At 71.4% G+C, this 24444-nt stretch carries 25 protein-coding genes; 15 read left to right on the top strand and 10 right to left on the bottom strand.

Annotated elements, in window-relative coordinates; translation table 11 throughout:
• Positions 1-48 precede the first annotated feature (48 nt).
• Positions 49-1863: a serine/threonine-protein kinase gene (locus ACIBMZ_RS29015; RefSeq protein WP_396699238.1), complete on the top strand. Its 1815-nt coding sequence runs from the start codon at positions 49-51 to the stop codon at positions 1861-1863.
• A gap of 90 nt (positions 1864-1953) precedes the next feature.
• Positions 1954-2541: a DUF1707 domain-containing protein gene (locus ACIBMZ_RS29010; protein WP_396699236.1), complete on the top strand. Its 588-nt coding sequence runs from the start codon at positions 1954-1956 to the stop codon at positions 2539-2541.
• Here the strand turns inward: ACIBMZ_RS29010 and ACIBMZ_RS29005 are convergent, their stop codons facing one another.
• The 4 genes from ACIBMZ_RS29005 to ACIBMZ_RS28990 form a co-directional block, all read right to left on the bottom strand.
• A complete protein-coding gene (locus ACIBMZ_RS29005; protein ID WP_396699233.1) occupies positions 2542-3945 on the bottom strand; it encodes a TolB family protein in 1404 nt (467 codons plus the stop codon). It lies immediately after the preceding gene.
• On the bottom strand, positions 3942-4445 hold the full coding sequence (locus ACIBMZ_RS29000) for a SigE family RNA polymerase sigma factor (protein ID WP_396699231.1): 504 nt from the start codon (positions 4443-4445) through the stop codon (positions 3942-3944). The genes ACIBMZ_RS29005 and ACIBMZ_RS29000 overlap by 4 nt, the downstream gene beginning before the upstream one ends.
• Before the next feature lie 69 nt (positions 4446-4514).
• Positions 4515-5024, bottom strand: a complete 510-nt coding sequence (locus ACIBMZ_RS28995) for a DinB family protein (protein WP_396699229.1) — start codon at positions 5022-5024, stop codon at positions 4515-4517.
• Between the two features lie 5 nt (positions 5025-5029).
• On the bottom strand, positions 5030-5689 hold the full coding sequence (locus ACIBMZ_RS28990) for an SAM-dependent methyltransferase (RefSeq protein ID WP_396699227.1): 660 nt from the start codon (positions 5687-5689) through the stop codon (positions 5030-5032).
• Between the two features lie 125 nt (positions 5690-5814).
• Here ACIBMZ_RS28990 and ACIBMZ_RS28985 point away from each other — a divergent pair, with 125 nt between their 5' ends.
• A complete protein-coding gene (locus ACIBMZ_RS28985) occupies positions 5815-6396 on the top strand; it encodes a helix-turn-helix domain-containing protein (RefSeq protein ID WP_396699225.1) in 582 nt (193 codons plus the stop codon).
• A 49-nt stretch (positions 6397-6445) separates the two neighbouring features.
• Here ACIBMZ_RS28985 and ACIBMZ_RS28980 read toward each other — a convergent pair whose 3' ends face one another.
• A complete protein-coding gene (locus ACIBMZ_RS28980; protein WP_396699223.1) occupies positions 6446-6823 on the bottom strand; it encodes a bleomycin resistance protein in 378 nt (125 codons plus the stop codon).
• A gap of 278 nt (positions 6824-7101) precedes the next feature.
• On the opposite strand from ACIBMZ_RS28980, the gene ACIBMZ_RS28975 reads away from it, so the two are divergent.
• Positions 7102-7911: a metal-dependent hydrolase gene (locus ACIBMZ_RS28975; RefSeq protein WP_350700646.1), complete on the top strand. Its 810-nt coding sequence runs from the start codon at positions 7102-7104 to the stop codon at positions 7909-7911.
• 55 nt (positions 7912-7966) lie between these two features.
• On the opposite strand, the gene ACIBMZ_RS28970 is transcribed toward ACIBMZ_RS28975, so the two are convergent.
• Positions 7967-8305, bottom strand: a complete 339-nt coding sequence (locus ACIBMZ_RS28970; protein WP_396699222.1) for an ATP-binding protein — start codon at positions 8303-8305, stop codon at positions 7967-7969.
• A gap of 188 nt (positions 8306-8493) precedes the next feature.
• Here ACIBMZ_RS28970 and ACIBMZ_RS28965 point away from each other — a divergent pair, with 188 nt between their 5' ends.
• From ACIBMZ_RS28965 to ACIBMZ_RS28940, 6 genes are all read left to right on the top strand, one after another.
• Positions 8494-9591, top strand: a complete 1098-nt coding sequence (locus ACIBMZ_RS28965) for a LacI family DNA-binding transcriptional regulator (RefSeq protein ID WP_396699284.1) — start codon at positions 8494-8496, stop codon at positions 9589-9591.
• Positions 9592-9627: 36 nt separating this feature from the next.
• Positions 9628-10923, top strand: coding sequence for an extracellular solute-binding protein (locus ACIBMZ_RS28960; protein WP_396699220.1), 1296 nt, complete (start codon positions 9628-9630; stop codon positions 10921-10923).
• 71 nt (positions 10924-10994) lie between these two features.
• Entirely contained in the window at positions 10995-11966 is a 972-nt protein-coding gene (locus ACIBMZ_RS28955) for a carbohydrate ABC transporter permease (protein ID WP_396699218.1), read from the top strand.
• Positions 11966-12850, top strand: coding sequence for a carbohydrate ABC transporter permease (locus ACIBMZ_RS28950; RefSeq protein WP_396699216.1), 885 nt, complete (start codon positions 11966-11968; stop codon positions 12848-12850). Before ACIBMZ_RS28955 ends, ACIBMZ_RS28950 begins: the two co-directional genes overlap by 1 nt.
• Complete coding sequence (gene yicI / locus ACIBMZ_RS28945) at positions 12847-15078, top strand: alpha-xylosidase (protein ID WP_396699214.1); 2232 nt, start codon at positions 12847-12849, stop codon at positions 15076-15078. Before ACIBMZ_RS28950 ends, yicI begins: the two co-directional genes overlap by 4 nt.
• On the top strand, positions 15075-16475 hold the full coding sequence (locus ACIBMZ_RS28940; protein WP_396699212.1) for a GH1 family beta-glucosidase: 1401 nt from the start codon (positions 15075-15077) through the stop codon (positions 16473-16475). The genes yicI and ACIBMZ_RS28940 overlap by 4 nt, the downstream gene beginning before the upstream one ends.
• Positions 16476-16480: 5 nt before the next feature.
• Here ACIBMZ_RS28940 and ACIBMZ_RS28935 read toward each other — a convergent pair whose 3' ends face one another.
• Positions 16481-17074 (bottom strand): NTP transferase domain-containing protein, encoded by a 594-nt coding sequence (locus tag ACIBMZ_RS28935; RefSeq protein ID WP_396699211.1) that lies wholly within the window; start codon positions 17072-17074, stop codon positions 16481-16483.
• 204 nt (positions 17075-17278) lie between these two features.
• A complete protein-coding gene (locus ACIBMZ_RS28930; protein WP_396699209.1) occupies positions 17279-18265 on the bottom strand; it encodes an XdhC family protein in 987 nt (328 codons plus the stop codon).
• A 123-nt stretch (positions 18266-18388) separates the two neighbouring features.
• On the opposite strand from ACIBMZ_RS28930, the gene ACIBMZ_RS28925 reads away from it, so the two are divergent.
• The 3 genes from ACIBMZ_RS28925 (at position 18389) to ACIBMZ_RS28915 (ending at position 20947) form a co-directional block, all read left to right on the top strand.
• Positions 18389-18910, top strand: coding sequence for a (2Fe-2S)-binding protein (locus ACIBMZ_RS28925; protein ID WP_396699207.1), 522 nt, complete (start codon positions 18389-18391; stop codon positions 18908-18910).
• Positions 18907-19896: an FAD binding domain-containing protein gene (locus ACIBMZ_RS28920; RefSeq protein ID WP_396699205.1), complete on the top strand. Its 990-nt coding sequence runs from the start codon at positions 18907-18909 to the stop codon at positions 19894-19896. Before ACIBMZ_RS28925 ends, ACIBMZ_RS28920 begins: the two co-directional genes overlap by 4 nt.
• A gap of 91 nt (positions 19897-19987) precedes the next feature.
• On the top strand, positions 19988-20947 hold the full coding sequence (locus ACIBMZ_RS28915) for a hypothetical protein (protein ID WP_396699204.1): 960 nt from the start codon (positions 19988-19990) through the stop codon (positions 20945-20947).
• Between the two features lie 20 nt (positions 20948-20967).
• Here ACIBMZ_RS28915 and ACIBMZ_RS28910 read toward each other — a convergent pair whose 3' ends face one another.
• Positions 20968-22680, bottom strand: coding sequence for a saccharopine dehydrogenase C-terminal domain-containing protein (locus ACIBMZ_RS28910; protein WP_396699202.1), 1713 nt, complete (start codon positions 22678-22680; stop codon positions 20968-20970).
• A gap of 2 nt (positions 22681-22682) precedes the next feature.
• On the bottom strand, positions 22683-23276 hold the full coding sequence (locus ACIBMZ_RS28905; RefSeq protein WP_396699199.1) for a hypothetical protein: 594 nt from the start codon (positions 23274-23276) through the stop codon (positions 22683-22685).
• A gap of 98 nt (positions 23277-23374) precedes the next feature.
• Between ACIBMZ_RS28905 and ACIBMZ_RS28900 the strand changes: the two genes are divergently transcribed.
• Positions 23375-24040 carry a thiamine pyrophosphate-dependent enzyme gene (locus tag ACIBMZ_RS28900; RefSeq protein WP_396699282.1) on the top strand — a complete coding sequence of 222 codons (666 nt, stop codon included), beginning with the start codon at positions 23375-23377 and terminating at the stop codon, positions 24038-24040.
• A 27-nt stretch (positions 24041-24067) separates the two neighbouring features.
• Positions 24068-24444 (top strand): S-adenosylmethionine synthetase N-terminal domain-containing protein (locus ACIBMZ_RS28895; protein WP_396699197.1); only part of this gene is annotated, 377 nt, incomplete at its 3' end.

Genomic DNA, 24444 nt, shown 5'->3' with positions numbered 1-24444 from the left:
CCCCGATCCGCTGGCTAAGGTGTACGCCGGACGGTGGATGGGGGACACGTGCGAGCGTTGATCGCCGACCGGTACCGACTGCTCGACCTGGTCGGTCGCGGCGGGATGGGCACCGTGTGGCGGGCCGACGACGAACTGCTGCACCGGCAGGTCGCCGTCAAACAGGTCGTCCTGCCGGCCCGGCTCGGCGGTGACGAACTCGACCACCTGCGCGCCCGGACGCTGCGCGAGGCCCGCACCGCCGCCCGGCTCAACCACCCCAACGTGGTCCGCGTCTACGACGTGGTCTCCGACGGCGGCACCCCGTGGATCGTCATGGAGTACGTGCCCTCGCGCACCCTCCAGGACGTCCTCGACACCGACGGGCCCCTGCCTCCGCGACGCGCCGCCCGCATCGGCCTGGCCCTGCTGGAGGCGTTGCAGGCCGCCCACAGTGCCGGCGTCCTGCACCGCGACGTCAAACCCGCCAACGTGCTCCTCGCCCACGACGGCCGGGTCCTGTTGACCGACTTCGGGCTGGCCGTGTTCGACGGCGACGGAGCGATGACCGGCGCCGGTACCATCCTCGGCTCCCCGCAGTACGTCGCCCCCGAACGCGCCGCCGAAGGCGTGTCCAGCACGCCGGCCGACCTCTGGTCGCTCGGCGCCACCCTCTACGCGGCCGTCGAGGGCCGCTCGCCGTACGCCCGCAGCACCGCCATGGCCACCCTCAGCGCGCTGGCCTGCGCACCACCGGACCCGGCCCGCCACGCCGGGCCGCTCTCGGCTGTCCTGGCCGGGCTGCTGCACCGCGACCCCGCGCACCGCGCCGACCACCCCGAGACCCGCCGCCGACTGCTCGCCGCCGCCGGCCCCGACGAGACGCCACCGCAGACCGGTGACGAGACCGCTCCCCTGCCCGGCGACGGGCGATCCCCCGACCCCGGCCCGCACCACCCCACCTCCGGACACCACGCCGACGATCGGACGGAGGGTGACCCGGCCGCTCCCACCATCGAGGAAAGGACGGCCGCTCCCGACGACCGGGACGACCTGCCGGACGAAACCACTCCGCTGAAGCTGCGGACCCGCACCGGCGAGCCGGACCGCGAGCGAGGTGCGGTGGCACGGCCCTGGGCGCTCGCCGCCGTCGCCGTCCTGGTGGCGATGGCCGCCGGTATCGGTACCGCGCTGACCGTGGTGGGCACCGGCGACGACCACCCGGACGCACCCCACGGGGTCACCGAATCGTGGCCGGGGACGGCCCCCTACGAAGCCGGTGGCCCTCACCCGGGCCCGGGTGGTCCGCCCCCACCCGACGGGAGACGCCCGCCCCCACCGCCGCCGGGCGGACTCGTACCACCGCCGCTGCCCTGCGTGCGACCGTGGGTCGACGGCGGGCCGCTCGACACCGCCGCGCCGGTGCCCGACGACGAGACGTTCCGGCCACCGTCCGGCTGGGCCTGGCACACCGACCGCACCGACTTCCGGGTGGCCCTGCCGGAACAGTGGCGGTACTCCCGCGACGACGACGTGGCCTGCTTCCAGGACCCGGCGACCGGGCGCGCGCTCACCGTCGCCCGCAGCACCGACACCAGCCTCGGCCCGGTGGCGCGGCTGCGCGCGGTCCGGGACCGGGAGTTGGCCGCCGGCACCCTCCCCGGGTACCAGGAGTTCCGGCTCGGCCGGATGGGCGACGCCACCGCGTGGGAGTTCGGCTGGCTGACCCCGCACGGCGACCGGCTCCGTGCCACGCAACTCGTGCCGGACGGGCGGGTCCGCGACCGCGCCTGGACGCTCGGCTGGATCACCCACGAGTACGACTGGGAGCCCTCGACCGCCCAGTTCGCCACCATCCGCTCCGGCTTCCGCCCCCGCCGCTGACTCCTCGGCGCCTGAATCACCGGCTGTCCCGGAGGATCGACGGAGGCCGGGTGGGGTGGGTCGGTGCGGCACGCCGCTAGGCTCGGGGGCGTGGAACGGGAACGGCACGACGACACTGACCGGCTGCGAGTCTCCGACCGGGAACGGGAGGAGGTCGTGGAGGTGCTCGGCAAAGCGGTGACCGAGGGCCGGATCACCCTCGACGAGTACACCGAGCGGGCCGGTGCCGCACACGCCTCCCAGACGCGTGGTGAGCTGGCCCGGCTGACCACGGACCTGCCGGATCACCCCGGCCGTAGCGTGCAGCCCCTGGGCGGGCACGCCCCGACCCCGGAGAAGCTCCTGGCGATCTTCGGCAGCGAGGTCCGCAAGGGCGCCTGGGCGGCACCGGAACTGATCGAAGCACGGGCCGTCTTCGGCGACTGCCGGATCGAGCTGCACGAGGCCCAGCTCTCCGCCCGCGTGATCCGCATCGACGCGGACGCGATCTTCGGCAGCGTCGTCATCGTCGTGCCGGAGGGCACCGACGTCCGGCTCACCGGCAGCGCGGTCTTCGGTGACAAGAAGTCGAAGCTGACCGGTCCGGTCACCCCCGGCAGCCCGGTGATCGAGGTGACCTGCCGGGCGATCTTCGGCGACGTGACCGTCCGGGCGCCCCGCAAACGCTGGTGGAGCTGATCACTCCTCGCCCGCTGCGGCACGGGCCCGCCGGACCCGCCGGTCATCGAACCAGAGCGCCAGCCCGACCCGGCCCCGATAGGCGGCGATCCCGCCCCAGACCAGGATGATCAGCCCCGTCCACCACCAGAACCGGCCGCCCACCCCACCGGGCGGACTCGCCTCCCGCACCCGACCGCTCTCGATCACACCGTCGGCCACGTCGATCGCGAAAATCTGATCCGGAGCGGTCAGCACCGTACGCGGCTCGTCAGCACCCGGAGTCAGCGCGAGCACCCGGACACCCCGCACGCTGCCGGACGAGGTGCGCTGGTCGATCTCCAACGGCTGGTCGAACCGGGCGGGCGACAGTGGGTTCGGGATGAAGCCCGCGACCAGCGCGGACCCGTCCGGTCCCCAGCCGAGCAGGCGGATGGTGGTCACGTCGGAGACGGCCGGCAGGTCCAGCGTTCCGGCGTCGCGGCCGGTCAGCGGGTCCACCCGGCGCAGGTGCCATTCAGTGCTGTCCACGCGACGGGTGGCCAGGGTCAGCCATCGACCGTCCGGGGTCCACGCTCCCTTGCCGGCCAACGTGGATTCGTAGGGCACCGCGAACGACGACAGCCGCGTACCGTCCCGCGCGGCCACCCAGACCGTGTTGCCGACCTGGTAGGCGAGCCGGTCGCCGGCCGGCGTGAACGCGACCGGGTGAGCGAAGATCTGCTGGTGGGCTGCCTCGCGCACGCGAGTCCGCTCGCGCCCGTCGACCGAGACGACGCTGAGCACCGACCGTAGGCTCGACTGCCGCGCGTCGGCGAACACGATGTCCACCATGGCGATGTGCCGGCCGTCCGGTGTCCACCCCGCCGGGTACGCGAACGTCACGTGCTCCGAGGTGCTCTCGACGTGCCGGGTGCGACCGGTGACCAGGTCGATGACGTCGACACCCGGCCGCTCCGGATCGTCGGCGGACCGGGCGATGTACCGGCCGTCCGGGGACAGCAGCACCTTCTCGCCGGCCGGCGAATGGGCTCCCATCCGCAGGATCCGATAGCGATCGGAGTCGGCACCGACCGCCCCGACGTAACCCGTCGGGTCCGGCCCGTTCAGCCGCCCTCGTTCCCCGCTGAACAGGACGGCGGCCGGGCCGAGGCGCGGTCGGTCGGTGACGTGCAGCGCACCGATCGGCGGGAGGCCGATCCGGTCCGGCAGCGCACCGGCGACCCCGTCGGCCGGGTCCACGCTCGGGGCGCGTCCCACCGGCGCCACTGTCATGGCGAGCGCGACCAGGACCAGGACCAGCGCTGCCGCGCCCCGGTTCCGGCGTCGGGTGCGTCGTGCGGTGGCCAGCGCCCGCTCGTACACCGGGTAGACCGGCGCGTCCTCCGCCGTGTCCCGCAACGCCTCGCGCAGTCGGCTGGTCACCGTGCACTCCTCTCGGCCGTGTCGTCGACCAGGTCGGGGGCGATCTGCCGGAGCCGCCGCAATGCGTCATGGCCATGGCGTTTGACCGTGCCGACCGAACAACCCAACACCTCGGCGACCCGCGCCTCCGTCAGGTCCTCGTAGAACCGCAACACGATCACCACCCGCTGACGCGGAGTCAGCTGCCGCAACGCGGCAGCGAGGCTGAGACGCAACTCGCTGGCCTCGGTGCCGTCACCGGCCGGCCGTTCCGGCGGCTGCGCCTCCAGCCGCTCCACCAACCGACGCCGCCGCCACCACGACACCTGCTGGTGATACATCACCCGACGCACGTACGCCTCCGGGTCACCATCGGCAACCCGCCGCCAATGCCGATACGTCCGCGCCAACGCCACCTGCAACAGATCCTCGGCGAGCTGATGATCCCCGGTCAGCAGATACGCCGTCCGCGACAACCCCGGCGAACGATGCACCACGAACTCGTGGAACGACTGGACCATGCCCACCCCCTCACCGCTCTAGAACGTCAGAGGGCACACCGATGGTTGGGGTCGATGGTGACGGGCCGGTCAGCGGCCGGTGGAGCCGTCGATCCGTTCGCGGAGGATGTCGGCGTGGCCGGCGTGCCGGCCGGTCTCCTCGATCATGTGCACCAGCACCCACCGCATCGACGGTGCCGGTCCGCGTCGAGGCGGTCGCGGGGCGGGATGGGACAGGTCCGGGCAGGCGTCGATGACCTGGTTGGCCCGCTCGACGGTGGCCCGGTATTCGGCGAGTACGCCCTCGACGGTGTCGTCGGCGGACGGCCGCATGGTCGCCCGCCAGTTGTCGACGGTCTCGCCGAGGAAGTAGAAGCGTTCGACGTGCGTGAGATGCGTGATCAACCCGAGGAGGTTGGTCCCCGAGGGCACCCCGGCCGTACGGACCTGCGGTTCGTCGACGCCGGCGACCTTGTTCGCTATCGAGGTACGCAGGTAGTCGAGGAAGCCTCGCAGGGTGGCCTTCTCGTCGGCGCCGGTCCAGGCCGGTCCGGTGTCCCGGGCCCGGGCGCGGGTTCGTCGTGGGCGGCCGGTCGGCACGTCCGTCACTCCGTTCCGGTGGCACGTCGGATGAGCAGGACGTGGTCGATGACGGTCGCGACCTGACCGGCCGGTCCGGTCGCGCGACGATGGGGCGCATCGGCGCGCAGCACCGTCCAGTGCGCGGGGTCCAGTTCGAGGTCGGCGGCGACCTCGTGCGGGGTCGGGTGGTGGACGTCGGGGTCCTGGTTCCAGGACCAGGGGGCGGTGGAGCCGTGGTCGACGATCAGCAGGTGTCCACCGGGGCGCAGGGCCCGTGCGGCGGTACGAAGGATCCGGCTGCGCAGCATCGCGAACGGCGTGTGGAAGTACTGGGCGGAGACGAGGTCGAACCGGCCGGCCGGGAAGCCGCTGGTCAGGTCGTGCCGTTCGGTGACGACCCGGTCGCCGAGGCCGAGCTCGCGGGCGCGGGCCCGGACCCGGTCGACGGCGGTGGCGGAGATGTCCACGGCGGTGACGTGCCACCCGTGGCGAGCCAGCCATAGGGTGTCGCCGCCGGCACCGCAGCCCAGGTCGAGGGCGTCGCCGGGATGCAGTGGCGTGGCGGTTTCGGCGAGCAGCGGGTTGGCCCGTCCGCCCCAGGTACGCCGGGAGCGGTAGTGCCGCTCCCAGAACCGAACGGCGTCGTCCGGCCCGTTCGGGTCCGATGCTCCGGTGGCGTCCATTGGTGCCCTTTCGTCAGGTCGGCGCACCGGCGTCCGGCAGGCCGATCGCGCGGTGCGGTGCCGCCAGCATCACCAGCACCTTTGCCCGTTTGCAATTTCTCTTGCAGATCCGCAATCATCGGGGCATGGACGACTCTGCCGGGGACGTGTTGGCCGGTGTCGGGCCGCGACTGCGGGCGCTGCGCCGAGCGCGTCAGACCACGCTGGCGGCGCTGGCGAGCGAGACCGGCCTGACGGCGAGCACCCTGTCCCGCCTCGAGAACGGCAAGCTGCGCCCGACACTGGAGCAACTGCTGCCGCTGGCGCGGGCGTACGGCGTACCGCTGGATGATCTTGTCGCGGCGCCGCCCACCGGCGATCCGCGCATCCACCTCCGGCCGATCCGGCGCGCCGGGTTGGTGCTGGTGCCGCTGACCCGGCGGGCCGGCGGCGTCCAGGCGTACAAGGTGATCTATCCGCCGGCGGGGCGGTCGCCGACGACGAAACCGCAGACCCACGAGGGATACGAGTGGTTCTACGTGCTCAACGGCACCGTCCGGTTCGTCCTCGGCGATCAGGAGTTCCGGCTCGGCGTCGGCGAGGCGGCCGAGTTCGACACCCGCATCCCGCACTGGATCGGCAGCGCCGACGAGCGGCCCGCGGAACTGCTCACGCTCTTCGGTCCGCAGGGAGAGCACGCCCACGTGACACCGGCGCACCGGGCGTAGCCGGCTCGGCGCGGCGCGTCGTGCGACGGTGGCTGGCCCGCCCGTCCGGTCAACCCGGCGCGGGAACGGGTGAGCCGATGCGGTGCAGCGTGCCGTCCGGGTCGACGTAGGCGAACTCGCGCAGCCCGTACGGGGTGTCGTGAGGCTCGCCCAGCCGGCCGTCGACACCCGAGGCGGCCCAGGCGGCATGCAGCGCGTCGGCATCGGAGACGTACAGGTAGAGCGCCGACGCCGTGCGGGTCGGGTCGTGTTCGGCCCACTCGGTCAGGTGCCACGAGACCGAGTCCCGCTCGACGAATCCGTACCGCTCGGGCCCGGTGTGGGCGCGCACGGTGAAGCCGAGCCGCCGGTAGCGGTCCAGCGCGGCGTCCAGGTCACGCACCGGCACCACCGGGGCGATCCTGTCGAAAGTGATCTCTGTGGGCATGCGGGCACCCCGTCCGGAAGCGCCGATGTGCGGCGACGACGTCCCGGAGACCGTACCGCCGCGCTACGACAGGTCGGCGGTACGCCGCGTCCCATGGCCGACACAAGCGGTTCGGTGAGCCCTTCGGCGCTGCCATACTCCCTGGTGGTCGGGCCGTTCCCCGGGCAGCGCCACGGCGCTGTCCCTTGTGGAGGAGAACGCCGGTCCCCCTGCGGCGTGGCGGAGAACTACAGTGACGTAGTTTTGGCGCTCAAGATCCCTGGGGAGGGCGAGCCGAGATGATGGGTCCGTCGCACGCGCTGTCAGGCGCGGCGGTATGGCTGAGCGGGTCCTGGGCGCTCCAGCACTTCTACGACTACGAGCAGTCGCCGCTGGCGTTGGCCGTCGGTACCGCCGTCTGCGCCGGTGCCGCGCTGCTGCCGGACATCGACCTGTCCGGCAAGGTGACCCGCAACCGGGGCGGCGCGACCGTGGCCCGCACCTTCGGTGTCTTCTCGCTGTTCGTCGCCGAGGTGGTGGAGAAGATCTCGCTGGGCGTCTACTACGCCACCAAACTCAGTCGGGACCCGAAGCGCAACAACGGCCACCGGACGCTGACCCACACCATCCCGTTCACCGTGCTGGTCGGCTGGGGCACCACCACGCTGTGCGTCCAGTACGGCAAGTGGGCGGTCATCGGCATCCTGTTCTTCATGATCGGTCTGGCGCTGCGCGGCCTGTTCGACAAGTGGGCCGCGCGCGCCGGCTGGGTCATCGTCACGCTGGTCTCGGCCGGCGCCGCCGTATTCACCGCCGTCAACCTGCCCGGTGACCGCGGCTATCCGATGATCGGGCTGGCGGTCGGGGTCGGCTCGTTCGTGCACATCCTCGGCGACATGATCACCCGAGCCGGCGTACCCATCCTGTGGCCGATCCCGATCAAACGGCGGATGTGGACACCGATCAGCCTGCCCGACAAGATCGCGATGCGGGCCGGCGGACGGACCGAGACCGTCTTCGTACGCACCGGGCTCATGGTCGTCTCGGCACTGGCCGCGCTGGGCCTGGTCGCCCCGTCGGTGCTGGAGAAGTTCCACCTCGATATCTGATCTGACCCCTCCTCGCGCCGGGAACCATCCACCGGCCGGGCCGCTGGCGATCGGCTCATCGCCCGGCGTCCACGAAGGCGACGATCTCGTCGAGTCCGGGACGGTAGCCGTCGCTGGTGTCCACCTCGATCTCGGGTACGTCGAGCCGGACGGGCTGAAACTCGTGGTGGCGGACGGCATGGGTCTGTCGGCCGCCGAGGTGCGCATCCGCATGGGCCCGCCGGGTCGCGACCTCGTCCTGTCGTCGCCGGACGCGGTCGAAGGCCGTCTGCGCGGAGACCTGGCAGTGCACCACCCGAATGTCGGCGATCCCGACCAGTGGCTCCAGACCGGGGTGCCATAGGCGATCTTGAAAGGCCGCCTCGGCGACCGTGGTGACGCCTGCGGTGACCACAACTCCATGATCGACGGGCGAGTGCAGTGTCGCGAGGGGTAGCGGGAGAGCGGCGAGGGGGCGGCCGGGGGCCTTGACGTCGGCTTGTCATGGGGTATTGACGTGGCTGTAACACGTGACCTACCTTCTGTCGAACCGCTTAGTCGAAGCGTTTCGACGAGCCCGCGAGGGAGGTGCCCGTGGCCACCATGCAGGACGTGGCGCGTCGCGCCGGGGTCTCGGTCAGCACCGTGTCGTACGTGCTCACCGGCACCCGCCCGATCTCCCAGGCCACCCGGGACAAGGTCCTCGCCGCGATGGCCGCGCTCGACTACCAGCCCAACGCGATGGCCCGCGGGCTGGCCAGCCGCCGCAGCCGGATCCTCGGCCTGCTGCTGCCGATGGACGAGCGGGGTCTCGGGGCCACCGAGACCGCCTTCGTCACCGGCGCGGCGGCCGCCGCCGGTGCGGCCGGCTACCACCTGGTGCTCTCCCCCATCGGCGTCGGCGACCTCGACGAGCTGCGCCGGCTGGCCAGCCAGCGGATGCTCGACGGCGCGCTGCTGATGGAGGTGCAGGTGCACGACCCTCGGGTGGACGTGTTGCGGGAGGTCGGCGTACCGCTGGTGCTGATCGGTCGCACCGCGGACACCACCGGGCTGTCCTACGTGGACATCGACTTCGCGCAGACCGTCGAGGACGCCGTCGGCCACCTTGTCGACCTCGGGCACCGCCGGATCGTCTACGTCAACCATTCCGCAGGGACCCTCGCCGAGGGCTACGGCCCGGCGCTGCGGACCCGGGACGCGTTCACCGCCGCGATGACCGGACACGGCCTGGAGCCGTTGATGATCCCCGCCGAGGACAGCGCCGCCGGGGGGCGGGCCGCGCTGGACACCGCGCTGCGGCAGGCACCGGACCTGACCGCGATCCTGGCGATGAACGAGAACGCGGTCTTCGGTCTGCTCGGCGAACTGGCCGCCCGGGGTCGGACGGTCCCCGACGACGTCTCGGTCGTCTCGATGGTCACCTCGCCCCAGGTCGCCGAACTGGCCACGCCCGCGCTGACCGCGATGAGTTCACCCGGCTCGGCGGTCGGCCGGATCGCCATCGAGACGCTGCTGCGTCACCTCGACGGCGGTCGTGACGAGATCCACCAGCAACTGTTGCCGTGCGCGCTGGAGGTCCGTGGATCCAGCGCTCCGCCGCGTACGGCCGGCACGAGTGACACGGGGGCCGGCGGCGACCAGCCGGCTCCGGACAGTGAAGCAGCCCGCCGTCGCGCTGCCACGCGACGACGGGCTTGAGGAGTACCGGCTCGATACTCAACAGGGAGACTAGCAATGCGACGATTCCGCAGCGTAGCCGTGGCGGCCACGGTGGCCGCGCTCACGGCGACGAGCCTGGCCGCCTGCGGCGGTGACGGGGACGACAGCGGGGCCAACGTCCTCAAGCTCTGGCACTACGAGAGCGCGAACAGCGCGATGGGCATCGCCTGGGACCGGGCCATCGAGATCTTCAAAGACGAACACCCCGGGGTCGAGGTGCGCTTCGAGCGCAAGGCGTTCGAGCAGATCCAGCAGAACGCCGGGATGATCATCAACTCGGCCGAGGGCCCCGACATCATGGAGTACAACAAGGGCAATGCCACCGCTGGGTTGCTCTCCTCGCAGGGCTTGCTCACCGACCTGACCGCCGAGGCCACCGAACGCGGTTGGGACAAGGCACTGAGCCCCAGCCTGCAGACCACCGCCCGGTACGACAACGGCGTGATGGGTTCGGGCAACTGGTACGGCGTGCCCAACTACGGCGAGTACGTGATGGTCTACTACAACAAGGAACTCTTCACCGAGCACGGCGTCACCGTGCCGACGACGCTGGCCGAGATGACCGCCGCGATGGACACCTTCGTCGCCAAGGGCGTCACGCCGCTGGGCATGTCCGGCGCCGAGTACCCGGCCGGTCAGCTCTTCTACCAGCTCGCGCTCTCCCGCGCCGACCGCAGCTTCGTGAACGACTACCAGCTCTACGCCAACCCGGTGGATTTCAAGGCCGACCCGCTCAGGTACGGCGCGGACACCTTCGCCGAGTGGGTCCGCAAGGGCTACATCGCCAAGGACTCCGCCAGCCTCAAGGCCGAGGACATGGGCACCTCGTTCATCTCCGGCAAGGTACCGATGATCGTCTCCGGTAGCTGGTGGTACGGCCGCTTCAAGAGCGAGATCTCCTACGACTGGGACAGTTTCCTCTTCCCCGGCAACACGATGCACGCCGGCTCCTCCGGCAACCTCTGGGTGGTCCCGGAGACCAGCAAGGCCAAGAACCTGGCGTACGACTTCATCGACATCACCATGCGGCCGGAGATCCAGGCGCTGATCGGCAACAACGGGGGCGTGCCGGTGGCAGGCGACCCGGCCACGATCAGCGACGAGAAGGACCGCAAGCTGATCGAGAACTTCAACACCATCAGCGGCCAGGACGGCCTGGCCTTCTACCCGGACTGGCCGGTGCCCGGCTACTACGACGTGCTGGTCTCCGGCTTCCAGGGCCTGATCAACCAGTCCCGGTCGCCCGAGCAGGTCCTCGACGCGATCGCCAAGCCCTACCAGGACGGCGTCGCGGAGATCACGCGCGACTGAGCGGCGGCGGGGGCGGGCGTACCCGTCGGCGTCACCACGGTGACGCCCGCCCCACCCTGGAAGGACCTCCCATGGCAGTGCCCGACACCGTCGCCGCCCGCCCGGGGGCGACCCCGTCACCCCCGACGGGCAAGACCCCGCGCCGCCCCCGACGCCCCGACGCCGGCTACTGGCTCTATCTGCTGCCCGGCGCGGTGCTGTTCCTGCTCGTCATCGGCGGCCCGCTGATCTACACCGGTTACCTGTCCCTGACCAAGTGGTCCGGCGTCGGCGACCCCAGCTTCATCGGCCTGGACAACTACCGCACCCTGCTCACCGACGACGTCTTCTGGACCTCGTTCCGCAACACCGTCGCGATGATCGTCGCGATGGTGGTGGTGCCCACCCTGATCGGCCTGGTCCTCGCCGCCGTGCTGTTCGACACCATCGGACGGCGCTTCCGGCCGCATACCGCCGCCGCCCTGCGGGCCGCCTTCTATCTGCCGCAGGTGCTGCCGGTCGTGGTGGCCGGCATCGTCTGGGGCTGGATCCTGCGACCCGACGGAGCGCTCAACGGACTGCTCGACGCGATCGGGCTCGGCGCGCTGAGTCACGACTGGCTCGGCGACCCGGGCACCGCACTGCCGGTGGTCATGGCGGTGATGATCTGGGTGCAGCTCGGCTACCCGGTGGTCGTGTTCATGGCGGCGCTGGAACGGGTCAACCCGGAACTCTACGAGGCGGCCGAGATCGACGGCGCCGGCTGGTGGCGACGGTTCCGGGCGATCACCCTCCCGCAGATCCGGCCGGAGACCTTCGTGGTCGGCCTGACCTGCACCATCGCCGCGATGAAGGTGTTCGGTCCGATCTACGCGCTGACCCGGGGCGGCCCGGAGAACGCCACCAACGTGCCCTCCTACTTCGCCTACTTCACCTTCTTCAAGCGGCTCAACGTCGGCTACGGCTCGGCGATCTCGATGGTGCTGACACTGATCATCGTCGTGGTGGCGGTGCTGTTCATCCGCGCGCAGAACCGCGCCGAACGCCGCGACGGAGGAATCTGATGGCCGTCACGCTCACCCCACCCCGCACCGGCGGCCGTACCCGGCGGGTGCCCGACCGGCACCATCGGGGCATCACCCGCTGGATCGTGCTGGCCCTGGTCACCGTCGCCGCGCTGGTGATGCTGGTGCCGTTCGCGTTCATGCTGCTCAACGCGTTCAAGTCACCCGGTGACTACTCGACCAACGGCCCGCTGAGCTGGCCGACCGAGTTCTACACCACCGGGTTGCGCACCTACTGGGACCAGGTCGACTTCCCGGTCAAACTGTGGAACTCGGTCCTCATCTCCGGCTCCGTCGCGGTGCTCGCCGTGGTCGTCTCCCTACTCAGCGCGTACGCGCTCGGCATCGGCCGGGTCCGCGGCCGGCTCTGGATCATCGGGCTGTTCCTGCTGGCCAACATGCTGCCGCAGGAGGCCCTGATCTACCCGCTCTACCACTTCGCCAAGGAGGCCGGGCTCTACAACACCCGCCTGGCGGTGATCATCATCTTCACCGTCATCCAGGCCGCCTTCGGCACGTACCTGCTCGCCTCCGTGCTCAGCACCTTCCCGCGTCCACTCCTGGAGGCCGCCGCACTGGACGGCGCCGGCAGGTGGCGGATCCTGTGGCGGGTGGTGCTGCCCAACATCCGGCCCACCATCGCGGTGCTGCTGGTCTTCTTCTTCATCTGGACCTGGAACGAGTTCCTCATCCCCCTGGTGATGCTGATCGACAACCAGACCCAGACCATCCCGGTCGCGCTCGCCTCGTTGCAGGGGGATCGGCTGATGGACGCTCCCACCACCAACGCCGGCGCGTTGCTCAGTCTGCTCCCGGCGATCCTGTTCTTCCTCGTCTTCCAGCGCACCCTGGCGCGCGGCATCACGGCAGGAGCCGACAAGTGAAGTTCACCGACGGATACTGGCAACTGCGTCCCGGGGTGAGCGTGCTGCGCCCCGGCACGGTCGAGTCGGTCGAGCCGGACGAGCGGTCCTTCACCGTCTTCGCCCCGATCGGCAGGATCACCGGACGCGGTGACACCCTGAACCGCCCAGTGGTCACCGTGCGCTTCTTCTCCCCCGCCCCCGGCGTGGTCGGGGTGACCGTCGGACACCACTCGGGCGGGCTGCCCAAACAGCCCCGCTTCGCCCTCGCCGACAGCGCCGCACACCCGGTGCAGGTGGAGGTCACCGGGCTCAGCGCCCGGCTGACCACCGGCGAGTTGACCGTGCGGGTGGCGCTGACCGGCCCGTGGCGGGTCGACTTCCTGCGCGGCGACAAGCTGGTCACCTCGTCCACCGAACGCAGCATCGGCGTGGTCACCGACGCCGAGGGCCACAAGTACGTGCACGACCGGCTCTCGCTCGGTGTCGGCGAGACGATCTACGGCCTCGGCGAGCGCTTCGGCGCGTACGTCAAGAACGGCCAGACCGTCGACATCTGGAACGCCGACGGCGGCACCGCCAGCGAGCAGGCGTACAAGAACGTGCCGTTCTATCTCAGCAGCGCCGGATACGGCGTGTTCGTGGACCACCCCGAGCACGTGTCCTTCGAGGTGGGCTCCGAGGTGGTGTCGCAGACCCAGTTCAGCGTGCCGGGGCAGTCGCTGACCTACCATGTGATCGACGGACCCACGCCCAAGGACGTGCTGCGCCGCTACACCGCGTTGACCGGCCGCCCGGCCCGGGTGCCGGCCTGGTCGTACGGGCTGTGGCTGTCCACCTCGTTCACCACCTCGTACGACGAGAAGACGGTCACCGAGTTCATCGACGGGATGGCCGAGCGGGACCTGCCGCTGTCGGTGTTCCACTTCGACTGTTTCTGGATGCGGCAGTTCCACTGGGTCGACTTCATCTGGGACCCGGCGACCTTCCCCGACCCGGAGGGGATGCTGCGCCGGCTGCACGAACGCGGCCTCAAGGTGTGCGTCTGGATCAACCCGTACATCGCCCAACGGTCGTACCTGTTCGAGGAGGGCCGGCAGGCCGGCTACCTGGTCCGCAACCCGGACGGGTCGGTCTGGCAGTGGGACAAGTGGCAGGCCGGGATGGCGCTGGTCGACTTCACCAACCCGGACGCGGCCCGCTGGTACGCCGACAAGCTCAAGGTGCTGCTGGACATGGGCGTCGACTGCTTCAAGACCGACTTCGGCGAGCGCATCCCGACCGACGTGGTCTGGCACGACGGCGCCGACCCGCAGCGGATGCACAACTACTACTCCCACCTCTACAACAAGACCGTCTTCGAGCTGCTGACCGCCGAACGCGGCGAGGGCGAGGCGGTCGTCTTCGCCCGCTCCGCCACTGCGGGCGGCCAGCAGTTCCCGGTGCACTGGGGTGGCGACTGCGAGTCCACCTTCGTGGCGATGGCCGAGTCGCTGCGCGGCGGCCTGTCGCTGGCCGCCTCGGGCTTCGGCTACTGGAGCCACGACATCGGCGGCTTCGAGGGCACGCCCGACCCGGCGGTGTTCAAGCGGTGGATCGCCTTCGGGCTGCTCTCCTCCCACTCGCGGCTGCACGGCTCCGGCTCGTACCGGGTGCCGTGGGCCTACGACGCGGAGGCGGTCGACGTGCTGCGCCGGTTCACCCGGCTCAAGATGTCGCTGATGCCGTACCTGGCGGCGGCGGCCGACGAGGCGCACCGGGAGGGCGTACCGGTGATGCGGCCGATGGTCCTGGAGTTCCCGGACGACCCGACCGCCGCGTACCTGGACCGGCAGTACATGCTCGGCCCGGACCTGCTGGTCGCCCCGGTGATGAGCGCCGACGGGCAGGTCACCTACTACGTGCCGGCCGGCACCTGGACCCACCTGACCAGCGGCGCGCAGGTCACCGGCCCGTGCTGGGTCACCGAGAAGCACGGTTTCGACAGCGTCCCGGTGCTGGCCCGGCCCGGCTCGGTCATCCCGTTCGGGAAGGTCACCGACCGACCCGACTACCGCTGGGCGGACGACGTCACGCTGCGCCTGTACGCTCCGGCGCCGGGCCAGCGGACCCGGGTCCGGGTGCCGGCGCCCGACGGCGGGTCCGGCACGGAGTTCGAGGTGTACCACCGCGACGGGACGGCCACCGCCGAGGTGGTGGCGGGCGACTCGTCGGGGTACCGCTGCGAGGTCACGGAGGTGGCGAAGTGAGTGATGTCGTGTTCCCCGAGGGCTTTGTCTGGGGGTCGGCCACGGCCGCGTACCAGATCGAGGGGGCGGCCCGGATCGACGGCCGGGGACCGTCGATCTGGGACACCTACAGTCACACACCGGGACGCACCCTGAACGGGGACACCGGCGACGTCGCCGCCGACCACTACCACCGGTGGGAGTCCGACCTGGACCACGTCGCCGCGCTCGGGCTGGACGCGTACCGCTTCTCCATCGCCTGGCCCCGGGTGCAGCCCGGCGGCTCCGGCCCGGTCAACCAGGCCGGCGTGGACTTCTACTCCCGGCTGGTGGACGGGCTGCTGGCGCGTGGTGTGCAGCCGGTCGCCACGCTCTACCACTGGGACCTGCCGCAGGAACTGGAGGACGCCGGCGGCTGGCCGGAGCGGGACACCGCGCTGCGTTTCACCGACTACGCCACCGCGATCGTCGGGGCGCTCGGCGACCGGGTGCACACCTGGACCACGTTCAACGAGCCGTGGTGCTCGGCGTACCTCGGGTACGCCTCCGGCGTGCACGCGCCGGGGCGCACCGAACCGGCGGCGGCGCTGCGCGCCGTACACCATCTGAACCTGGCGCACGGCCTGGCCGGCCGGGTGATCCGCGACCTGGCCCCGGCGGCGCGGCTGTCGGTCACGCTCAACCTGCACGTGATCCGCCCGGCCTCCGACTCGGCGGCGGACGCCGACGCGGTTCGCCGGATCGACGCGCTGGCCAACCGGGCCTTCCTCGGCCCGATGCTCGACGGCGCGTACCCGGCCGACCTGCTCGCCGACACGGCGGCGGTCACCGACTGGTCGTTCGTGCACGACGGCGACGAGCGCACCGCGGGCATCCCGCTCGACGTGCTCGGCGTCAACTACTACTCGACCACCCTGGTCCGCGCCTGGGACGGGGTCTCCGCCCGGTCGAGCGCGGACGGCCACGGCCGGTCGGCGCACTCGGCCTGGGTCGGCGCCGACCGGGTCGACTTCCTGCCCCAGCCGGGCCCGTACACCGCGATGGGCTGGAACATCGAGCCGGCCGGTCTGACCGAGCTGCTGCTGCGGCTGCACCGCGAGTACCCCGACCTGCCGCTGATGATCACCGAGAACGGGGCCGCCTTCGACGACATGGTCTCGCCCGACGGCGCGGTGCACGACGACCGCCGCGTCGACTACCTGCGCCGGCACATCGCCGCCACACACGACGCGATGGCGGCGGGCGCGGACGTGCGGGGCTACTTCGTCTGGTCGCTGTTGGACAACTTCGAGTGGGCGTACGGCTACGACCGCCGGTTCGGGATCATCCGCGTCGACTACGACACCCAGGCGCGGCTCTGGAAGGACAGCGCCCACTGGTACCAGCGCCTGGCCGCCGGCAACGTCCTGCCCGACTGAGCGGGTCAGACGCCGACACGCTGCTCGGGCACGGTCAGACCGTACAGCGCCATCAGCTCGGGGGTGTCCACCCGACTGCCGTCGGCCACCGAGTCGCAGGCGATGTCGACGATCTGGTCCTTGTGCGCCAGCAGGTAGGGCCGGGCACCGACGTCGGCACTGGCCAGGGTGGCGATGCCCGGCCAGTGTCGACGGCCGAACAGCATCGGGTAGCCGCGCAGTCCGTTGTAGGTGGCGCAGACCAGCACGTCGGGGAAGGGCAGCGCGGTGACCCGGCGGATCGCCTCGGCGGTCAACCCGGGCATGTCCACGGGGACCACCACCGCCGCCTCCACCCGGGCGTCGTCGATGCCGGCCAGACCGGCACGGATGGACGAGCCGACTCCGGTGCCCCACGCCCGGTTGACCACGACGGTGGCGTGGTCCAGGTCCGCGGTGTCGCGGACCTGGTCGGCGGCGGCGCCGAGGACGACGACGATCTGCCCGCAGCCCGCCTCCGTCAGCGTGTCGATCATCTGGTCGACCAGGGGCTTGTCGCCCTGGTGCAGCAGTGCTTCGGGGCCGCCGATGCGACGGCCGCCGCCCGCCGCGATGATCATTCCTGCGATCCGGTTCAGAACCGCGCTCCCTCCAGTGTGGGACCGGGTGAGCACCGTGGCGCTGTCCGTCCCGTCCGACGCACATCGTTTGCAACGACCACGGCCGGAGGAGAGTGGCGGGGCAAATCGGATAAATTAGGTAACTAGCTCATCCTTCGGTGCGGGCCGGACGTATGCCGCACCCACCCGCCCGGACGGATCGGCTCACCCGGGCACCGGCAGCGCATCGCCGATGCGGATGGGACCGTGCGCGTCCCGCAACCGGCCGCCCGCCCGCCGGTTGGCCACCGCCACCACCTCGGCAAGCATGGACAACGCGGTCTGGGCCAGCGAGTCCCCGCCGAGGTCCAGACCCGCCGGACCGGCGAGTCGGTCGAGACCGGCGAGGCCAGCCAACCGGGTCAACCGCCGCGCATGCGACTCCCGGCTCCCCAGTACGCCCACATGCCCGACCCGACCGGACAACGCGGCACGGATCGCACGGTCGTCGATGCGCGGGTCGTGGCTCAACACCAGCACCGCGTCCCGCTCCCCCACCGGGGCGGCGGCCAGCCACCGGTCGGGCCAGTCGCAGACCACGTCGTCGGCCGCCGGAACCCGCTCCCGATCGGCGTACGCGGGACGCGGGTCGACCACCACCACCCGGTAGCCCATCGGCACGGCCAGCGCGGCCACCGCGGCGGCCAGGTCCGTCGCCCCCACCAGCACCAGCAGCGGGCCGGGACGCCACTGCTCGACGAAATGCTCCCCGTCGGCGGGCAGCCCGTCCCGGCTCGCCGCGACCGACCAGTCGAACGGCTCCCGCAACGCGACGGCCACCGCGAGGGGACGGCGCGCGGCCAGAGCCGCCCCGATGGTCGCGTACACCGCACCGGAGGGCACCGGCGCGATCAACACCCCCAGCTCGGCGACGCAGGCAGGCGCCGCCTCCCAGGGCATCAGCTCCGCGCCGGGACTGATCGCGGTGAGGCGGGGGCGGGCACCGTCGAGCACCGCGCGGGCCTCGGCCAGCAGCGCCCCCTCCACGCAACCGCCGGAGACCGAGCCGGTCCAGCCACCGTCCGCGGCCACCGCCATGGTGGCGCCCAGCGGCCGGGAACCGGGGCCGGTCCGCCGCACCAGCCGGGCCAGCACGACCGGCTGCCCGACCGCGTACCGCCGCTCGACGAACGGCCACACCTCCGCCAACATCCGCCGACCACTCCCCACCCCAGACGTCGTTGCGTACCTTTTTATCGCTTTCAACAACTTTGGACGCTGCGGATCCGTTTAATGGCGATAACTCGCCGACCCACGATCCCCGGGGAACGATCCATGGACACCGAGATCACGCTCCGCGTGGACGGCGCCGACCACCGGCTCACCGTCGACACCCGCACCACCCTGCTCGACGCGCTGCGCGAGCGGCTGGGCAACACCAGCCCCAAGAAGGGCTGCGACCACGGCCAGTGTGGTGCCTGCACGGTGCTGCTCGACGGACGACGCGCCAACAGTTGCCTCGCGCTCGCGGTGGCCCACGACGGCGCCGACGTGGTCACCGCCGCCGGACTCGCCCGCGACGGCCGACTGCACCCCGTCCAGCAGAGCTTCATCGCGCACGACGCCTTCCAGTGCGGCTACTGCACGCCCGGACAGATCGTCTCGGCGGTCGCCATGCTGGCCGAGGCAGCCGCCGGCTGGCCCAGCGCGGTCACCGCCCGCGAGCCGGACGGGCACGGCCCGGTCGATCTCACCGCCGACCCCGACGAGATCCGCGAGCGGATGAGCGGCAACCTCTGCCGCTGCGCCGCGTACGCGAACATGATCCCGGCGATCCAGGAGGTGGCCCGGCCATGAGGCCCTTCCGGTACGAGCGCGCCACCGACCTGGCCGGCGCGGTCGCCCTGCTCGCCCGCTCACCACAGGCGGCCTTCCTCGGCGGCGGCACCAACCTGGTGGACCTGATGAAGCTCGACGTGGCCCGCCCCGATCTCCTGGTCGACCTGCGGGACGTCACCTCCCGCAGCGTGACGGAGCTGCCCGACGACGGCGTCCGCGTCGGAGCCGGCGTCTCCAACAGCGACCTGGCCGCCGAACCGGTGATCCGACGTCGCTACCCGGTGGTCGCTCAGGCGCTTCTCGCCGGCGCCTCCACCCAGTTGCGCAACCTCGCCACGGTGGGCGGGAACCTGCTGCAACGCACCCGATGCCCCTACTTCCAGGACGTCACCACGGCGTGCAACAAGCGCGCCCCGGGCACCGGCTGCTCCGCCGTCGAGGGACACCACCGCGAGCTGGCGATCCTGGGCAGTTCCCCGGAGTGCGTCGCCACCCACCCGTCCGACCTGGCCGTGGCGCTGGCCGCGATGGACGCCCTGGTGCAGACCACCGGCCCGGACGGCAGCCGCACCATCCCGCTGACCGAGCTGCATCGGCTGCCCGGATCGACGCCCCAGACCGACACGGTGCTGGCCCACGGGGAACTGATCACCGCCGTCGACCTGCCCCCGCTGCCCTTCGCCACCCGCTCCCACTACCGCAAGATCCGCGACCGCGCCTCGTACGCGTTCGCTCTGGTCTCGGTCGCCGCCGCCCTCGACCTGGCCGACGGGCGCATCCGCGACGTCCGGATCGCGCTGGGCGGTGTGGCGCACCGTCCGTGGCGGGCCCGACGCGCCGAGGACCTGCTGCGCGGTGGGCCGCCCACCGAGGACCGACTGCGCCGGGCCGCGGAGGCCGAACTCGCCGACGCGCAGCCGCTGCCGGACAACGCCTTCAAGGTGCCGCTGGCCCGCAACGCCGTCGTGCGTACGCTGCTGGACCTGGCCGCGACGGACCGGTAGTCGACGCACCCCGTGTCCGCCCACCGTCCCCGACGCGACCCGCGGATGCTGATACATTGACCGCGTTCGTCAGTCATGTCGAGGATCACCGGTGACTTCTTCCCCTGCCGAGCCGCCCGTGGCGTACGCGCCGGAGCCGACCGCTCCCCCCGTCCGACCGGGATCGACCACCGACCCGCGTGCGGCGACCCGCATCACCGAGAGCCGGATCAGCTACCACCGCGGCGAGACCGAGGGCAGTGCCCGAATCATCGAGGTGCTGCCGGTGTCCCCCGGGCGCTGGGCCGTGGTCACCGACCGCACCCCGTTCCACCCGATCGACACCGTCTGGCCCGACCAACCCGCCGACCACGGCACGCTCACCGTCGACACCGAGGTGCTGCCCGTGGTCGACACCCAGATCCTCACCGCGGAGCGGGACACCGGACAGATCCGGGTGGGTCCCGAGGTCACCGCACGCCGGGGCGACGACGGCCACGTCTTCGCCGTCGCCCACCTCGTCGAGCAGGATCCGAGCCGCTGGCGGGGACGGACCGCGACACTGGCCGTCGACGTCGCACGCCGCCGCAGCCTCAGCGCCGCCCACACCGGCTGTCACCTGGTCGCCTACGCCTTCAACGAGGCCACCGAGGAACTGTGGTCCAAAGAGGCGCCGCGCGACTCCCGGGGCAGCCGCAACTTCGACGCCGCCGCCCTCATCGACAGCCGCCACCACCTCGGCGGCAGTGTCGACCGTTACCGGCTGGGCAGGTCGCTGCGACGCAAGGGCTTCGACCACGCCCGGCTGCTGGCCGAACTGGACGACTACGTCGAGCGGGCCAACGAGATCCTGGCGAAGTGGGTGGCCTCGGCCGCCCCGGTGACCGTCGCCGGAGCGGACCTGTTCACCGCGCAGCGGACCTGGCGGTGCGAGACGACCCCGGTGGCGACGATGCCGTGCGGCGGCACCCACGTCTCCCACCTGGGAGAACTGGCCACGATCACCATCGGCACCGACTACGTCGAGGACGAGAAGGAACTGCGCCTGCTGGCCGCCTCCGTGCTGCGGTGACAGCACGGAGGCGACCACGATCAGTACCCCTGCTCGTACAGCCCCTCGTCCTCAAGACGACGCAACCGCTGGTAGTCCGCCTCGACCTGGTCCTGGTCACTGGAGCAGAGGTAGACGGTGCCGGGGCAGGTGGCCATGTCGATGGTCCGGGCCAGCGGCGTGTTCGTCGGCAGGTTGAGCACCATGCTGTCGAAGGACGGCAGCGCGCGCACCGGCGCCCACGCCTCGTCCGGTGGCATCGTGCCGGGTCGGTTACTCAGCAGGTTGACGCAGCGCAGGTGAGCGCCGAGCCGGTAGCCGCTGATCGCGTCCGCGCCCGCGCCCGCGTCCGCGCCGGTGAAGCGTTCCGGACGGGCGATCGCCTCGGCCAGGCTGTCGACCTGGTTGGTGCCGGTGCACCGGGACAGCAGTTCGGGCATCTGCCCGCCGCCGAGCCGGGCACCGCACTCGACCAGGACCGGCCCCCGCTCGGTCAGCATCACCTCGGTGTGGCCGGCCCCGTTGTGGATCTCCAGCGCGTCGAGGACCGCCGTGGCATAGTCGGCGATCCGTCGGGCCGTCGGGTCCTCCCAGGCCAGCAGGTCCTCGAAGTCGTACACGGTGCGCCCGGACACCGGGCGCTTGTGATACCGCCACACCTCCCACGACCCGGTGCGCGCCGTCGCGGCTGACCGAGTTGACGTAGTACTCCACGCCGGAGAGGAACTCCCGATGCCGCCGGCCAACGCCACCGAGACCAGGCGCGGCGTGGCATTCTCCCGCTCGTCGCCTCGGACGTCCATGGTGTACTCGCCGGACCAGGTGCGACCGTCGGCCGTCGTGACGTCCAGCATGACGAACATCACCACCCGGTCGTGGTCGTCGCTGGTGGCCGGATAGCGCTCGGCGAGTTGCGTGGCCAGCCGGTCGATCTGCGCGTCGTCGCCCTGCTCCACCTGCGCGAAGACCGGCTCCCACGCTTCGGTCCACCCGTCGAGCCGGACCGTCCCCCGGACGAAGGTGTCGACCTTCCAGGACGCCGGGAACCGGTAGGTGGACAGATAGGGCAGGCTGTCCCGGTTGGGATAGACCTCGAACGACTCGCCGTCCAGGACGACGTCGCGGACCGTCCGGTACGGACGATCGGCGCGCTGCTCCCGGCCGTCCTCGATGTACCGCGCCGGCGTCCGCAACGCGGTCAGGACCCCGCGAGGCGCCCAGGCGAAGCGGTAGCGGAAGTCGTTGGCCACCGCCGGAAAGCTGCCGCAGTACGACACGAACCGGGCGGTCACCGCCCCGGCGTCGGCGGTCGCCCGTTCCGCCAGGTCGACCAGGCGATGGGCGAACAGGTGGTCGATGCCCGGGTCGAGTCCCGCCTCGGTCAACACGACCAGACCGGCCCGCTCGGCCTCCCCCGCCAGCGCGGCCACCTCCGGCGAGACGTAGCTGGAGCTGGCGAAGTGCGCCGATCCGGCGATGCAGAGCCGCAGGATCCCGGCGTGTTCGGTGGCGGGCAGCATCGACACCACCAGGTCTCCCGGGGCCAGTCGGGCCGCGAGGTCCGGCGCCGAGTAGGCCCTGGTGTGTGCCCGCCCGGACAGACCGAGACGCTCCAGGCAGGCCGCAGCCTTCACCTCGGTACGCGCCCACACCGTGGTCTCCACGGCGAGGTCGCACACGATGCCCAGGCCGCTACCGGTCGACATTCCGGTGCCCAGCCAGTGCACTCGTCCGGTCGGCGGAATCAGAGCCACCGTCAAGACTTCCTCCCAGGGGTGTCGTGCGACGCGGTCGACGCCGCCTCGAACCGGTCGCGTGCACGCCGCCAGACCGGCGACCCGTCCGCGAGGGTGAACAGGTGCGGCAGCAGGTCCGCGGAGAACGCCGTGCTCGATTCCCTCGGCAGCAGCGACGGCAGGTTGTCGATGGCGATCAGGTCCAGCGGTGCGGTGGCACACAGCCGCCGCACCGGCTGCGTCCAGTCCGTCGGCCGGTCGTAGATCGGCAGCAGGTTGCACTCGGAGGTGACGTCGCAGGTCACGTCGCTGATCACGGACAACCGGCGGTGCGGGTGGTCGAGGTCCTCGGGACGGACGAACGGGGGTGCGGGCGTCTGCGTCAGCACGGTGTTGACCAGTACGTCGTGATCGAGCACCGCTTCGCGGTCCAGCTCACGCGTCTCCGCGAGATCCCACGCGGTGACCGCCACCCCGGCGACGGTCAGCGCCGCGACGGCACCTCGGCCACTGCGTCCCCGCGCCCCGATCACCAACGCCCGCACCTGGTCGCCGTGCCCCTTGCTCAGCGCCGCGTCCAGTTCCGCGCGGTCGGTGGCGCGCAGCGGGGCCACCAGTTGTCCGCGTACGTGCAGGGCGGCCAGCGCCGCGCCGACGTAACCGGCCCAGTGACCGAAGGCCGCGACCCGTCGACCCGCGTCGTCGGTGAGGTATTCCAGGTCGACGCTGGATCGAGCAGGAGAGCGGGCCGCAGCCCGACCCCGGCGCGGACCGGCTGCGTCCCCGCGACGTCGTCCACGCCCTGTATCGCGCCTTCGGCCCGACGACCTGGGTCGTCGCCGACGCAGGCACGCCCACGCCCTACCTGGCCTCCTACTGGGAGGCGCCGGGCGACGGCTGGCGCGTCGTGATCCCCCGGGGTCACGGCCCGATGGGCTTCGCCATCTCCGCCGCGATCGGCGTCTCCGTCGGACACCCGGGCGAACGGGTGCTCTGCCTGACCACCGAGGGAAGCGTCGCGATGGGTCTGGGCGACTGGGAGACGGCGGGCCGGCTCGACCTGCCCATCACCGACGCGGTCCTGGACAACACGTCGATGGGCTGGATCAAGATGATCCAGCACCTCTACCTCGACGGGCGGTACTTCGGAGTGGACCCCGGCCGCATCGATCCGGTGCTGTTGGCCGCCGGCATGGGCCCGCCCGGCGGCAAGGCGACCGACCTGGAACAACTCGACCTTCTCGTCAAGGAGTCGGTCAGCCGAAGCGGTCCTTCCGTCATCCATGTCCGCGTTCCCGAACACATGGACTCGCCGCCACCGGTCGCCGCATGGCAGGCTGCGTTGACGGGTGATTCCACGGAACGCCCGATCCACTGACCCCGTCTCGCTCTGGGAAGGACAAGCGTGTCACGCCGCCTCTTTACGTCCGAATCGGTCACGGAAGGCCACCCGGACAAGATCGCTGATCAGATCAGCGACGGTATTCTCGATGCCCTGCTCGCTCAGGATCCGCATAGTCGTGTGGCGGTGGAGACGCTGATCACGACTGGTCAGGTGCATGTGGCGGGTGAGGTGACCACGAAGGCGTACGCCGATATTCCGTCGATCGTGCGGGAGACGATCCTGGGTATCGGGTATGACTCGTCGAAGAAGGGTTTCGATGGGGCGTCGTGTGGGGTGAGTATCTCCATTGGGGCGCAGTCGCCGGATATTGCGCAGGGTGTGGATAACGCGTTCGAGTTGCGGACGGGGTCGTCGGAGTCGGCGTTGGATGCGCAGGG

Source organism: Micromonospora sp. NPDC049900 (assembly GCF_044461025.1).
Classification (GTDB): domain Bacteria; phylum Actinomycetota; class Actinomycetes; order Mycobacteriales; family Micromonosporaceae; genus Micromonospora.
The sequence above is the reverse complement of the archived record's forward strand: the minus strand, read 5'-3'. Positions and strand labels throughout refer to the sequence as shown.